This is a genomic window from Clostridium sp. JS66 (assembly GCF_033561535.1).
GTDB classification, from domain to species: domain Bacteria; phylum Bacillota; class Clostridia; order Clostridiales; family Clostridiaceae; genus Clostridium_AM; species Clostridium_AM carboxidivorans.
In genome coordinates, this window is record NZ_CP131467.1 from 1,658,184 (window position 1) to 1,671,568 (window position 13,385).

At 28.7% G+C, this 13,385-nt stretch carries 14 protein-coding genes; 13 read left to right on the forward strand and 1 reads right to left on the reverse strand.

What is annotated here, in order from left to right; genetic code table 11:
- Nucleotides 1-355 precede the first annotated feature (355 nt).
- The 8 genes from Q6H37_RS07875 to Q6H37_RS07910 all read left to right on the forward strand — a co-directional run bounded on the left by Q6H37_RS07875 (nucleotide 356) and on the right by Q6H37_RS07910 (nucleotide 8,518).
- Nucleotides 356-490, forward strand: coding sequence for a hypothetical protein (locus Q6H37_RS07875; protein WP_318740682.1), 135 nt, complete (start codon nucleotides 356-358; stop codon nucleotides 488-490).
- Nucleotides 491-540: 50 nt separating this feature from the next.
- Nucleotides 541-1,395: a GNAT family N-acetyltransferase gene (locus Q6H37_RS07880; RefSeq protein ID WP_318740684.1), complete on the forward strand. Its 855-nt coding sequence runs from the start codon at nucleotides 541-543 to the stop codon at nucleotides 1,393-1,395.
- 330 nt (nucleotides 1,396-1,725) lie between these two features.
- Nucleotides 1,726-2,001 (forward strand): CD3324 family protein, encoded by a 276-nt coding sequence (locus Q6H37_RS07885; protein WP_318740686.1) that lies wholly within the window; start codon nucleotides 1,726-1,728, stop codon nucleotides 1,999-2,001.
- Nucleotides 2,002-2,267: 266 nt separating this feature from the next.
- Nucleotides 2,268-3,821, forward strand: coding sequence for an ABC-F family ATP-binding cassette domain-containing protein (locus Q6H37_RS07890; protein ID WP_318740688.1), 1,554 nt, complete (start codon nucleotides 2,268-2,270; stop codon nucleotides 3,819-3,821).
- 200 nt (nucleotides 3,822-4,021) lie between these two features.
- Nucleotides 4,022-4,477, forward strand: a complete 456-nt coding sequence (locus tag Q6H37_RS07895) for an NUDIX hydrolase (RefSeq protein WP_318740690.1) — start codon at nucleotides 4,022-4,024, stop codon at nucleotides 4,475-4,477.
- A 1,220-nt stretch (nucleotides 4,478-5,697) separates the two neighbouring features.
- Nucleotides 5,698-6,108: a GNAT family N-acetyltransferase gene (locus Q6H37_RS07900; RefSeq protein ID WP_318740692.1), complete on the forward strand. Its 411-nt coding sequence runs from the start codon at nucleotides 5,698-5,700 to the stop codon at nucleotides 6,106-6,108.
- A gap of 311 nt (nucleotides 6,109-6,419) precedes the next feature.
- Nucleotides 6,420-8,051 carry a GH-E family nuclease gene (locus tag Q6H37_RS07905; protein ID WP_318740694.1) on the forward strand — a complete coding sequence of 544 codons (1,632 nt, stop codon included), beginning with the start codon at nucleotides 6,420-6,422 and terminating at the stop codon, nucleotides 8,049-8,051.
- Nucleotides 8,052-8,080: 29 nt separating this feature from the next.
- Nucleotides 8,081-8,518, forward strand: a complete 438-nt coding sequence (locus tag Q6H37_RS07910; RefSeq protein WP_318740695.1) for a hypothetical protein — start codon at nucleotides 8,081-8,083, stop codon at nucleotides 8,516-8,518.
- A 637-nt stretch (nucleotides 8,519-9,155) separates the two neighbouring features.
- Here Q6H37_RS07910 and Q6H37_RS07915 read toward each other — a convergent pair.
- Nucleotides 9,156-10,031, reverse strand: coding sequence for a LysR family transcriptional regulator (locus Q6H37_RS07915; RefSeq protein WP_318740697.1), 876 nt, complete (start codon nucleotides 10,029-10,031; stop codon nucleotides 9,156-9,158).
- Nucleotides 10,032-10,251: 220 nt separating this feature from the next.
- On the opposite strand from Q6H37_RS07915, the gene Q6H37_RS07920 reads away from it, so the two are divergent.
- The 5 genes from Q6H37_RS07920 to Q6H37_RS07940 all read left to right on the forward strand — a co-directional run bounded on the left by Q6H37_RS07920 (nucleotide 10,252) and on the right by Q6H37_RS07940 (nucleotide 13,077).
- On the forward strand, nucleotides 10,252-10,866 hold the full coding sequence (locus tag Q6H37_RS07920) for a chromate transporter (RefSeq protein ID WP_318740699.1): 615 nt from the start codon (nucleotides 10,252-10,254) through the stop codon (nucleotides 10,864-10,866).
- Nucleotides 10,863-11,369 (forward strand): chromate transporter, encoded by a 507-nt coding sequence (locus Q6H37_RS07925; RefSeq protein ID WP_318740701.1) that lies wholly within the window; start codon nucleotides 10,863-10,865, stop codon nucleotides 11,367-11,369. Before Q6H37_RS07920 ends, Q6H37_RS07925 begins: the two co-directional genes overlap by 4 nt.
- A gap of 83 nt (nucleotides 11,370-11,452) precedes the next feature.
- Entirely contained in the window at nucleotides 11,453-11,626 is a 174-nt protein-coding gene (locus Q6H37_RS07930; protein WP_318740703.1) for a hypothetical protein, read from the forward strand.
- 186 nt (nucleotides 11,627-11,812) lie between these two features.
- Nucleotides 11,813-11,998 (forward strand): hypothetical protein, encoded by a 186-nt coding sequence (locus Q6H37_RS07935; RefSeq protein ID WP_318740705.1) that lies wholly within the window; start codon nucleotides 11,813-11,815, stop codon nucleotides 11,996-11,998.
- 233 nt (nucleotides 11,999-12,231) lie between these two features.
- Complete coding sequence (locus Q6H37_RS07940) at nucleotides 12,232-13,077, forward strand: 4Fe-4S binding protein (RefSeq protein WP_318740707.1); 846 nt, start codon at nucleotides 12,232-12,234, stop codon at nucleotides 13,075-13,077.
- The last annotated feature ends 308 nt before the right edge of the window (nucleotides 13,078-13,385 follow it).

Sequence of the window (13,385 nt, forward strand, 5' to 3'; positions counted from 1 at the left end):
TAATTAAACTCTATTATATTATATTTTATTTTAGTATTTCGTTTAAACTTTATGAATATTATATCATATTTCCAAAATGGTATTGCTGCTTACTAATAAATTAATGGCATCAAGCCCTTTTTCATATAAAACACTAATACTCTTTGCAATATAGTTGTTGAAATCTTGCATGATAAACTAGTTTTTTGCACAGCCTTGGTTGAACTTGCTAATAGTAGCAAAAAAAAACTATTCTAGGGTTCGCAAAAATTAGAAATTTCAGGCAAACACTTTTAATACTCCACAGGTGTAAATTTCTAAAAATTATACCAATACTATGTTAAGTAAAATTTGGTATAATTAGAGGAGAATAATTATGGATTATCAAAGAATTGAGGATTCTGTTTTTAAAAGTTCTATGGACTTTTTTGGACAAAGTGCAGTTAATTTCTTTGGAATTTTTGATTTCCAATATGAAAAAAGGATATCGAGAAGTTTTTCGATTAAATAAAGAGTTTAGTTATCAAATGAACAAAAAATACAGCTAGAAGGAGGAAAGAAATGTTTAATTACAGCACTTTGGAAAGTATAGATGTGGAGAAATTATATAAAACTTTTATAGAAGCATTTTCTGATTATCAAGTAAAAATTGATTTACCGATTTTAAAGTTTCAACAAATGCTTCAAAGACGAGGATATGTTTCAAAAGCTTCAATAGGAGCATTTGAAAATAATGCATTAGTTGGTTTTCTTTTAAATGGAATTAGGTACTGGGATGGTAAATTAACTGCATATGACACAGGAACAGGTGTTATAAAAACTTATAGAAAACATGGAATAACAAGTAATATGTTTTTTAATACAAAACAGCTGCTCGAAGAAATGGGCGTGGAACAATATTTACTTGAAGTAATTCAATCAAATATTTCTGCAGTTCGTCTATATAAAAAACAAGGCTTTGAAATATTAAGAGAGTTTGAATGCTTCAATTTAGATAAAAATAAATATATTCCTACAGCAGCATATGAGACTCAACATATAAATAGTATTACTAAAAGTAATTGGAAAGAATTTGCAAAGTTTTGGGATTTTAAACCATCATGGCAAAATTCTATTGATTCAGTTAATGATGCATCAGGTACATTTGTATATTCTATTATAATCATAGATAATACTATAGTTGGTTATGGAATTATTGATAAATATACAGGAGATATCCCACAGATAGCAGTAGATAAAAATTATAGAGGTAGGGGGATTGGGAGAAGTATATTTGCAGATTTATTTAAGAATACGGAAGCATATAATATTAAGGTTCTAAATGTAGATAATCACTGCGATTCTATGAAAGATTTTTTATTGAATTTAAAATTTGAACAAAATGTTAGCCAATATGAAATGGTTTTGAAATTATAAATATAGAAAATATGTAAAAAATGGTAATGTACAATTGATTTACTCTACTGAAAGGAGAACATCTTCAACTAAAATGTTTTATAATAAAGTACTTGGTTATGCAAAAGCAAAACAAGTAAATTTAAAATTGACATAAATTACTGAAATATTGTAGTGTATAATAAAAAAGGAGGTGAATTTATCATGATTTTAACTATAGTAGTTAGCTCCATGCAAAGATTGTAAGATATGAAAAACTTTTGCTTGGAGCCAATATATTAAGTTTTTCATATTTTAATTAATTTTTGCATCTTCATTTATATATTAAATGTAGATTGGAGCAAAGAATTTATGAAATATGAAAAAGCACAAAATATATTGCCAGACAATATAATTGAGATAATTCAAAATTATATTGATGGTGGATATATATATATACCTCGAAAAGATGAAAACAAAAAATCCTGGGGGGAAAATACTGAAACTAAAAAATATCTTCAAGAACGGGATAAAGAAATATTTGATAGATATTCTTTAGGCGTGCCTGTTAAAGTTTTATCTCAAGAGTATTTTTTAACAGAAAGCAGTATTAGAAGAATAATCAGAAAGCAAAAAAAATATGATTAATATAAAAGACATGTTTTTCACAGTTATTACTATGAAAAATATGTCTTTAATTTTCATATATAAGTATTTTTAAAGGGAATGTTGTATTAAGAATAAATACTACAATAATATTATGTTGATTTTAAATTTGTAAATCAATATGTTGTATGTAAATTCCTTAGTGAGGCATCCACATATGATTATAAACATTACAGAATTATTTATGAACTTGGTCTTTGCATCTTATGATGATATTATTCATTGTGAGATATAAGGAGGAGATAATTGTGAGCATTTTAAAAATCGAAAATATGAGTCATTCATTTGGTGACAGAATATTATTTAATAATGCATCTTTTAGATTGTTAAGAGGAGAACATATTGGACTTATTGGTGCTAATGGCGAAGGTAAATCAACCTTTATGAAAATTATAAATAATGAAATTTTACCTGATTGTGGTACTATTGAATGGAATAGCAAATTCAATATTGGATATATGGATCAGTTGGTTGATTTAAAAGAAGGAATTACTGCAATAAATTTTTTAAAAAAAGCATTTATAAATTTATTTAATATAGAGAATAGAATTAATGATTTATATATTAAACTTGGTAATATGAATATGGAGGAAATGAATAAAAGCTTAAATAAAATTTCTACTTTGCAGGAAATCTTAGACAAGAGTGATTTTTACAGTATTAATTCGAAAATACAGGGAGTGGCAGCTGGTCTTGGAATTAATGAGCTTTTATATAAAGATGTTTCAGATTTAAGTGGAGGGCAGAGAACTAAAGTTTTACTTGCCAAGCTGCTTTTAGAAAAACCAGATATTTTATTGTTAGATGAGCCAACTAATCATTTGGATGAAAGACATATAGAATGGCTTAGAAATTATTTATCAAACTATGAAAGTGCATTTATATTAATATGCCATGATAATAGTTTTTTAAATAGTGTAGTAAATGTAGTTTATCACCTTGAACACAAAGTATTAACAAGATATGAAGGAAACTATGACTATTTTGTTAAGCTTTATAAAATACGAAAACAGCAGAGGATAATTGAATATAAAGAGCAGCAAAATAAAATTGCAAAGCTTGAAGAATATATAAGAAAAAATAAAGTTAGAACAGCAACTGCAAAACAAGCTAAAGCAAGAGAAAAGCAACTTAATAAAATTGAAAAAATAGAAATTAAAAAAGAAATCATAAAACCTCATTTTAATTTTAAAAGTATAAGAATGCCAGAAAACATAATTTTTAAAACTAGTAATTTAATTATTGGATATGATAAACCCTTAAGCAAGCCTTTAAATTTAAGTATGAAAAGAGGACAAAAAATTGTAATAACAGGAGCTAATGGGTTAGGAAAAACTACTCTTTTAAAAAGTTTACTTGGATTATTAAGACCTATAAATGGTAAAGTAATTTTAAGTGATTATAAAAAGATTGGATATTTTGAGCAGGAAATTATAGGAGATAATACTAATTCAGTTCTATATGAGGTTTGGAACGCTTTTCCAAATTTCACTCAAACAGAAGTAAGAAGCAGCCTTGCTAAATGTGGATTAACAAGACGACATATAGATAGCTCCATTAACTTATTAAGTGGAGGAGAACAAGCTAGAGTTAGACTATGCAAGCTAATTAATAAACCTACAAATGTATTAGTTTTAGATGAACCTACAAATCATTTGGATATATATGCTAAAGATGAACTTAAACGTGCCTTAAAAGAATATGATGGAAGTATAATTTTAGTATGTCACGAGCTAGAGTTTTATAGAGATATTGCAACAGATGTATGGAGTTGTGAAGATTGGAGATACTCTACTAAATGATATTAGTAAGCTCTGGCAAGGCTTCGCAAGGACTTCCGGGGGCTGTTAACAAATTCAATTTGTTCAAGTTTCTGAGGACATATATGTTGCTAATATGATAGGTAAAAGAGATATAAGGAGAGGCAAAGCAGGTGTTCCTATTAGATATGAAGCCGTTGACAAACTTTTGCAGATGTAATTAGGAGGTAGCAAGTTAGAAAATGGATTATGTTAAATATATACGCAATAGAGTTGGGCATGATGCAATAAATTTAACAGGAGTAAATGTACTGATAATAAATCCTAGCAATGAAATTTTACTTCAAAGAAGAGGAACATTCCCATATAAATGGGGGCTAGTTGGAGGAATTACGGAATTAGGAGAATCCCTTGAAGAAACTGCAGTTAGGGAGGCAAAGGAAGAGACAGGATTAGAGGTTAAAGAACTAAATTTATTAGGAACCACTTCAGGAGAAGAATGTCTCATAGAATTTCCAAATGGCGATAAGGCATATTTTATAAGTGTTGGATATTTTACTAAAAGCTTCAGTGGAATATTAAATATAGATGGTTTAGAAACTAAGGAATTAAAGTTTTTTAGTTATGAAGAATTACCTAAGGATATACCAAATACCCATAGAATAATGATAGATAAGTATTACAACATATGTAAGTAAATATATTTTAGTTTTCAATTATTGTGAAATAAGAAATGGTGAGAATAAGTTTTTCTTTATATTTGCAATGACAGACGTATTTAATAGATTTATTGTGGATTATGCAAAATGACAAATGGAGGATTTTAAAACTACCAAGTTCAATCTGGTAGATAGCTTGGTTTTATCTCAATTTGTCTATATTCATTTTGATAAAGTTGTATCATGGATTGCAGATAGCAGGGAACCTGTAAGAATTGGAAACTTGCCCAAAGCAGAGCATATTCCACACATGCTTTATAAACTGAGGATTGGCGCAAAAAAGTAGTTATAACCATGGGAGCTGTAAAGGGTATTGATGCAGAAACTAAGCGTTTTGTTTTTGATACAATAATATCACTTTTGGCATTGTATGTGAAGAATTTACCTTTCTTAACTCCAAGGAAGTACAGAAATAATAAAAAAGGCTGACTTAACCCGTCAAATCTTTTATAGAAACTTTAATACAAAGGAACTATAGAACTATATTTTAAATTTATTTATATCCATATTCAATTTTTCTGTACTTTCCCTTGATAGTGAAGCTTGATCTATAGCTTTTTGCATCTCTTGAATTGAAAGTGTTAAGTCTTTTGCAGTGGAACAGAATTCATGGATAATAGTATTTATAAAGCTTGTAGTAACTGAATAAGATTTAAATCAACATTAAAATATAATAAAAATAAGCTTTACGAAGGCGGCAGGATTATGAGTTCTGTTAAATAGAATATATCTTAATTCTATTTTTTATTTAAAAATTATAATTCCAATTATTCTAATATGGAACGTAGTAAAGACTATAAATACAAAAATCGAGAAAAGCAAAAATATTTAGGTAATTAATTGTGCAAGTTTCTTATGTTGTATTATAGTTGTAGAATATCTTATACAAGGAGGAGACATTATAAATATGGTTTAGATGCTCCAGCAGTAGTAATAGGATATATTACTGTGGGTATACTGTTTTTAATTTTAGGAATTACCCTCTCTTTTCTAGAAAAAAATTTATAATGAAAATTAAAAATAAATGAATATTAATATTCTACTATTTAATTATTTGGACATTAATACATCATAAGGTATTTCAGCCGGAATTGATATGACATTAGGCTTTGTTTCAGCAAGCAGTAAGAAATGCTTTGTATTTGGAATATTATCGTTGTTTCCGAAATTTTTAGAACGATTTGGAGGGGGTTTTTAAAGTGGAAATAATTGAAGGTGAATACATATTTACAGATAACTCTACTCGAATTAAATTAGGTGAAGTTTGTAACTTGTTAAGGCAATCTCATTGGGCTAAAAATCGATCTGTTGAAACCATTGCTAAAACAATTGAAACTTCACTTTGTTTTGCAATTTATCACAATGATATACAAATTGGATTTGCAAGAGTTGTAAGTGATTATGCTGTTTACAGTTTAATATTAGATGTAATTATTGATGAAAAATATAGGGGGAATGGCTTGGGAAAAAAACTAATTGAGTTTATAAACAACCATGCAAATATAAAAGACACAAGTAAAGTTCTTTGGACAAAGTATGCTGAAAAATTATATTTGAAGTGTGGATTTAAAGAAGAGGATTTCTATAAATTTATGTTTAATAGGCCTTAATTAAAATACTGTAGTGACGAAATATGAAAATAATGTCTAACAATCTAAAAATTTAAATATGTAAAAATCGTTCTTTGAAAATTTAATAATGCAGTGATTATTATGTTATTAATATTAACTAATTAAGAAAAATTTCATTTTGTAAAAGGGAAAGGTCGATATTTTTGTATTTGAGTTCAATTCAAAATCAATTAAACTGTTTTTAACATCATGGGAAAAATAAGTTAATGTTGACATATATATGAATGAAAATTAAAATAAAGGAGTATGTGAATATTAATGTAAAGCTACATGCATGGGGGAGAAAATAAATGGATTTTAAATTAGACATAGGGGAATTGACTAATACAATAAGAGACTATGAAAATTTTATAAAGATACTAGAAGAACAAAAAGGAAATATAAATAAAACAGTTAAAGAACTTACAGACATGGGATGGTCAGGTGCAGCAAAAGATAAATTTGAACAAAATCATAGTAAAAAGCAAGAGTTTTATACAAATTTAGAAGAAGATTTTAAGTATATGGAAAATGTAATGGAAAGATATGCAAAGCCAGATGCGATTAAATTAAAGAAAAGATGTGAGGGTTTTGAAGCTTGTATAAAAAGAAGTGCAGGAGGAGCGGCTCTTACACATGATGATATAGGGATTATTTCACTTCAATACTCAGGTCAAGCTCTAATAAATAAAAATGTTGATGAGTGTGTAAATAACCATTTAAAAAAAATGGATTCTAAATTTGTAGAAATACAAAATTTATTGAATAGCCTAACCTTTACAACATTTCCTATTGGAGAAGATATTGAAAAGGCACGAAAGTCGCTAAAAGATCAAACAACTAGTTTGACAGATTTTAACGATTCCTTTAATCAGTATTGCAGTGGTGTTAAGACATTGGAAAGCAATATATGTTCAGTGTTTAGGCATATGTCCGGAATGTCTGATAATGATTTACGTAAGATTAGAGAAATGGGACTTATTTCAGTGGATGGAAAAGTAGACAAAAATAAAATACTGCAATTAATGATGAAGAATCCAAAAGATTTAACAGATGAAGAAATTGATATGTTAGAGCTTTCAGAAATTATTTTAGGTCAAGATGAATACTGTAAATTAAGAGAAGAAGCCATATCATTTCCAGATATATTATATGATAAAGATAAGGATTCAGATAAGTACTCAATTAAATCTCAAAATGTATTAGTAGCTTTATCATTAAAATGGTTTGAAGCTAATACAATAGAGGAAAAACAGAAAATCGAAGAAGAAATAATCAAATATAGAAATGAGAATCCAAAGGATTCTTGGCTAGACCGCTATACTGACGAGGTGGCTAATAATGTCTTAGGAGGGATTGTTGGTCAAATCCTGTTAAATGCTAATGATCTTAGTGAAGATAAGTTAAATTATAATATTGATAAATTAAATGAAGCAAAGGGTCAACATATCTATAATGTATTAGGTGGAGAAGATTCACCACTAATAGCCGGAATCACAAAAAGATTACAATGCGTAGGAAAAACACCTAGTAAAACCTCACGTACAGGCAAACAAGTTATTGCTAGAATGTTAAAAGATGGTACTATAAAAGTACAGAATGGCCAAACTAAATTTAAAGCGTATGATGGTGAATGGTATGAACTAAGCTACGGAGATATGTCACATATAACTGATGCAGTTAAATGGTGGAATAAAGAGGGAAGAAAGTATGGTGAAAGGGCTCCAGAAGTAAGAAAATGGATGTTAAATCCAGATAATTATTATCTTGAACACCGTAGCAAAAACAGAGCAGATGGCGGAAGAATAAAAGAAACATACCTACCCCCATTAGATAAAGAAAAGCCTTCAGATGTGTGGGAACAGATGGAAATGGATTTACCTCCTATAGATGAACCACCTATAGAAGAAGTACCTCCTGTAAAATTACCACCAGTAAAATAAAATTAAAACAGATGAATGGAGTGATTGTAATGGAAAAGTTAATATTAAATGATAAATTAAGTAAAATCATAGATGATTTAATGTGCTCAACTAATCAGTATTATGAGCAAAAGAACTATGATAAAATACTAGCAACTTTAAAACAAGCATGGTACCTGTTACCTTTACCAAAAGAAAACTATAGTGAGAGTTTTCACCTAGCAGAAGCTATTTGTAGAGCTTATATATCATTGAACAATTTTGAAGAAGCTAAAAAGTGGTCGAATGAACTTTTTGAATGTGCTACTTTTAGAATTGACAGCGGAGAGAGATACTTTTTGGCAGCTAAGGTGTTATTTGGAATGAAGGACTATGACAGAGCATTAAAATATTTCTCTGCAGCTAACGAAATGTCAGATGGAAGATGTTTTCAAGGTGAAGACAGGAAATATGTTAATTTCTTTAGAAAAGGTATTATAAAAGATTAATTCAAAAATAACCAGCAGCAAGCAAGCTTAACTAAGGCTTTGTAACGTCCTTTAACTACGCTTACTAAAAAATAACAGAACAAAATAAGAAATAGATGAATAGGATGGGTTAGTTAAAGAATGTAATAAAAGGCTAATGATTTGAGGTAGTATAATTTTAACATTAATTTTATCACATATCCCCTTATCTAACGATTTAATTCTGAAAATCAAATAATTTTTACGAACACTGCATTATTCAATTTTGAATTTTGGAGTGTTTTTAGTTATGTTTTTCAAAAGCTACATTTTAATATTGATATATTAAAATAAATAGATAAGTTTATAATACAAAGATTATGTGAAGCAAATATAAAAATGAAGCTATAATTTATATAGTTTCATTTTTATTTAACCTGATTAACCATTTTGGAAAACAATTCTACTAAATTTATCATTTCTTTATCATTCAATCCATAACTTATAGCCTTTTCAACAGCATCCTGCTATCCAGTATTAACAAGGTCCTTTTTTACTAAGAAATCTCTATAAGTATAAAGAGAAAGTGGATGCTTAATAACATTAACCAATACACCAATAATTCTATGATTAGAAGTTATTTGAAAAACAAATCTAAAATTTATTTATTATAGTGTTATCAATGTGACTGATGATGATGTCTTTGGTTACATTTTAAATATTTTATAAGTAGTTTAATCTGTGGCAGCATATAATAAGAATTTTTACATAAAATATAAGTACTACGGGAAAATGGAGTTCCATCTGAAAAATATAAATCTTTAACATATCCATCAAAGTTGTCTAAACAAATTTTAGGAAGAATACTCCATCCTAATCCGCATTTAGCCATTTCTAAGCAAGTATCAATATTGTCAATCCAAAGTTTTGCATTGTCAATAGATATGCCATTTTCAAAAAGCCAAGTCTGGATTTTTCCTTGTGAAATAGGATCAGTAGTTTTGACAATGTATGAGTAAGAATTAAGAGAGAGATTTGCATTTTCATTACTGCATACGAGGCACATCGGTTCGGTATCTAATAGTATGATGTGTTCGTCCCACTTATATTCTCCACGTATGATAGCCATAGAAAATTCATCATTTTTAAGTCTACTATATAAATTTTTGCTATGATCAGTAATTATATTAACATCAACATTTGGAAATGACTCTGTATAACTTTTTAAAACCTTAGGAAGGCGATATCGTGCATAATTTAATGAAGCTCCTAAAGTTAGACTTCCACCGATAAAGTTATTGTTAGAGGATACATGTTGGCGCATCTGTTCTAAAGTATTTGCTGCAGTTCTAATATACGGGATGATGCTTTCACCTAAAGGAGTAAATAAAACTCCCTTTTTAGAGCGGATAAGCAAGTCAGTGCCTAAATCTTTTTCTATTTTTTTAATCCTCTTTGTCAAAGCAGGTTGAGTGATAAATAATTTTTCAGATGTTTTTGTAATACTTTTTAGTTCATATAGCATCAATATTAGTTTATAGTCTTTTTCATCCATAGTTATTAATCCTTTATTCATTACTTTTAGTTATGACTATTTATAAAATAGTATCATTATACATTATAACATATGATGTATATAATTAAATTAAATGATTAAGAAGGAATCATTATGCATATTAAAAAAGTACCCATGTGTATTTACTAATTGTTATATGCTACTGATGATATCATCAATCAAATATTTTTAAGAAATTTTTAATTTAAAAGGAGCTAAAATGATTAATGAAAATGAAATTAAATCAGATACTTTTACAATTACCAAGATGTTTCTTACATGGCTGCAAATTGGTTTTACATCATTCGGTGGTGGTGCTACTACTCAATATCTTATTCAAGAACAATTTATTTATAAACATAAATGGATAACAGTCGAAGAATATTCTAATATCATTGGAATGTGTCAAATAACACCAGGTATGAATATTATTGCATATACGATACTTATTGGGAAAAAGTTGTCTGGCGGTATGGGAATATTTTTATCTTTAGTAGGACTTATTTTTCCTAGTATAGCAGTTACAATTGCATTAACTACAATTTATACCTCTATTAGCAAGTTACCAAAAGTACATTCTATGCTTCATACAGTATTTGCTGCTATTTTTGGTATAGCTTTAGCTACTAATTGGAGAAATGTACAACCTGTTATTATGAAAAATTATAAACGAGGACACATGATTTTCTGGATAACACTTGTTATAATGATGGTCAGTGGAATTATTTATATACTTTTAAATCCACCTGTAATTTTGTTATATATTTTAGGCGGCCTATGTGCTGCTATTGCTTATTGGCATATTTCTAAGAAAGAGATGAGGGTTAATAAATGAGCTGGCTTATATTTTTTTGGACTTTACTTAAATCAGTTTTATTCTCTTCAGGAGGTTACGGTCCGTTACCTAGTTTGCACTCTGATTTTATAAATTATGGATGGACAGGACAAAAACAATTTACTGAATCCTTAGCAATTGGACAAATTACTCCTGGACCTAATGGACTTTGGGTTGTAAGTTTATGCTATTTAGTTGCTGGATTACGTGGGGCATTGTTGGCATGCATTGCGTTACTTTTACCACCATTATTAATCTTAATTGTTCAACGCTTTTATAATCGTATTGCCAGTTATCCTGCAACACAAGGCATGCTTGATGGTGTAGTGATTGTTATATCTACTTTTAGTGTAATAGTTGTATTTAAAATATTTGTAAACAATGGTATTGATATAGAAACAATTGCAATTGCATTGGCAAGTTTTGTATTAGCAATATCAAGACGTGTATCTACAAATGTTATATTACTAGTTTCGGCTTTAGTAGGTGTAATATTTAAATGATAACAATGGATAATTAACAACATTTTAGTGCTTAAAGATAGGAAGCTCTGTTTCCAGAGTTCCTATATCAAAAGTACAATTATTTGTATCAAAAATATAAAGAATCATTGGTGAAAGATGATGTATTGAATAATTCTGAGGAAATTATAACAGGTGATAAATTCGGAGATAAAAAATTAATTGCTGAATTAACTAAGGGTGGAAGCAATATTGAAGAAGGAACCTACAAAGGTATCAGGATTATGAGTCAAGTGTAAAATCAAAATTTAAATCTAATTCTTAATAAATTTATTAGAAATTAGAGTAATTAATCAGATGTAAGTATAAAGGGGGTTAATAAAAATATATTTATTCTATATATTGGTATGTGATTTTAGTTAATGTTACAATAGTTTTATATGGAATAATATATTAGAATAAAAAAATGTGAATAGGTGGTTACAATGAAAGAAAATAATACTTTAATAAATAAGATATGCATTAACTGCATACATGTAAAAGTTAATCCTAAGAGTAAATATAAGAATCCAGATTTACATTGCATAAGGCGTGGAAACTGTAAATTGACTTGCAAAGAAGAAGCTAAATGGTGCCACTTATATAAAGAGAGAGAAGAAACTAATGATTGAAAAAATTAGTTATCTACATTGCGGAGTCTTATATTGCCTAATTTAACAAGTAAGGGAATGGAATTATACAACAAATTAAATTCATCTAAGTAAATGATGATATAATCAGAATCACCAGAAATGAAATGCACTCAAAATGTTAAAAGATAAACTGTGTTATAGTATAATTATATATAGAAAATATATGAAAGAAGGTGTATTAGTGAGACAGAGTATTCTCACTAACAGTTAAAATGGTAAAAGAAGATTTAATAAAAATGGCAGCAGATTTTGTTGAAAGTTTAAAGGATAATATTATAACAGAAGAGATTGCTATTTCTGAAAATGTTGTAGGAATGAAAATTTTTGAAGCACCAATCTTTGCTTTTGGATCTGCAGAAGATGAATACTTTTCATTACTTAAAAATTCAGAAGCAATTGGAGAACATTTTATGCTTCCAAAAGAATGGCTGCCACAGGCAAAAACTGTTATATCATTTTTTTTACCTTTTAGTCAAGCAGTGAAAATTGGAAATAGAAAGAATATGTCTTGGCCATCAGAAGAATGGCTTCATGGACGTATAGAAGGTCAAGCTCTAATCAACAAACTGTCCATATATTTAAAGTCAGAACTAATGAATGAAGGTTATAAGGTGGTTGTTCCCTCTATAGATGAAAGGTTTTGGTTCAAAGGTCCTCTTACTAAAGAGTCTTCTAATCCCAATCTCTCTTTTACAAGCAACTGGTCTGAAAGACATGCTGCCTTCGTATGTGGACTTGGAACATTTGGTCTTTCAAAAGGAATTATAACTAAAGCTGGTGCAGCTGGTAGACTTGGAAGTATTATAAGTGATATATCATTTAAACCTGACGAAAGAAAATATAAAGAGGTTTATGAATATTGTTCTATGTGTGGTGCCTGTATAAGAAATTGTCCTGCAAAAGCGATATCTTTAGAGAACGGAAAGGATCATAACATATGTTCTAAATTTTTGGATATAACAGCACAAAAGTTTAAACCTAGATATGGCTGTGGAAAATGCCAAACAGGTGTGCCTTGTGAAAGTAAAATTCCTAAGGTGATATGTCCTGATAATTAACCATAAAACTCACAACTATCATAAATGTAGTATATGATGCTATTCGATAGATTAATTTTAAATTCATAAATTTTCTGCTAAAACAATATTAATTCATTTCCACATACAATAGTAGTTATAACAACTATTGTATGTGGAAATTCTCATATTTGTCTGCTATTTGCATTTATCCGATCGCTACCATTGCTAATACCCCAACTTTCTTTATATGAAACTCCTTCTCCTATTGTCGAAGGAGTAAGTGATTCGCACAAAATCATAGATTTTGGCTCTCTACTTAACTGGGGGATAAGCACTGCTACGCGCCT

Bases quoted from the DNA above. Each gene is read 5' to 3' on its own strand.
- Q6H37_RS07875 (WP_318740682.1), top strand. From the start codon at position 356: ATGGATTATCAAAGAATTGAGGATTCTGTTTTTAAAAGTTCTATGGAC.
- Q6H37_RS07880 (WP_318740684.1), top strand. From the start codon at position 541: ATGTTTAATTACAGCACTTTGGAAAGTATAGATGTGGAGAAATTATAT.
- Q6H37_RS07885 (WP_318740686.1), top strand. From the start codon at position 1,726: ATGAAATATGAAAAAGCACAAAATATATTGCCAGACAATATAATTGAG.
- Q6H37_RS07895 (WP_318740690.1), top strand. From the start codon at position 4,022: ATGGATTATGTTAAATATATACGCAATAGAGTTGGGCATGATGCAATA.
- Q6H37_RS07905 (WP_318740694.1), top strand. From the start codon at position 6,420: ATGGATTTTAAATTAGACATAGGGGAATTGACTAATACAATAAGAGAC.
- Q6H37_RS07910 (WP_318740695.1), top strand. From the start codon at position 8,081: ATGGAAAAGTTAATATTAAATGATAAATTAAGTAAAATCATAGATGAT.
- Q6H37_RS07915 (WP_318740697.1), bottom strand. From the start codon at position 10,031: ATGGATGAAAAAGACTATAAACTAATATTGATGCTATATGAACTAAAA.
- Q6H37_RS07920 (WP_318740699.1), top strand. From the start codon at position 10,252: ATGATTAATGAAAATGAAATTAAATCAGATACTTTTACAATTACCAAG.
- Q6H37_RS07925 (WP_318740701.1), top strand. From the start codon at position 10,863: ATGAGCTGGCTTATATTTTTTTGGACTTTACTTAAATCAGTTTTATTC.
- Q6H37_RS07935 (WP_318740705.1), top strand. From the start codon at position 11,813: ATGAAAGAAAATAATACTTTAATAAATAAGATATGCATTAACTGCATA.
- Q6H37_RS07940 (WP_318740707.1), top strand. From the start codon at position 12,232: ATGGTAAAAGAAGATTTAATAAAAATGGCAGCAGATTTTGTTGAAAGT.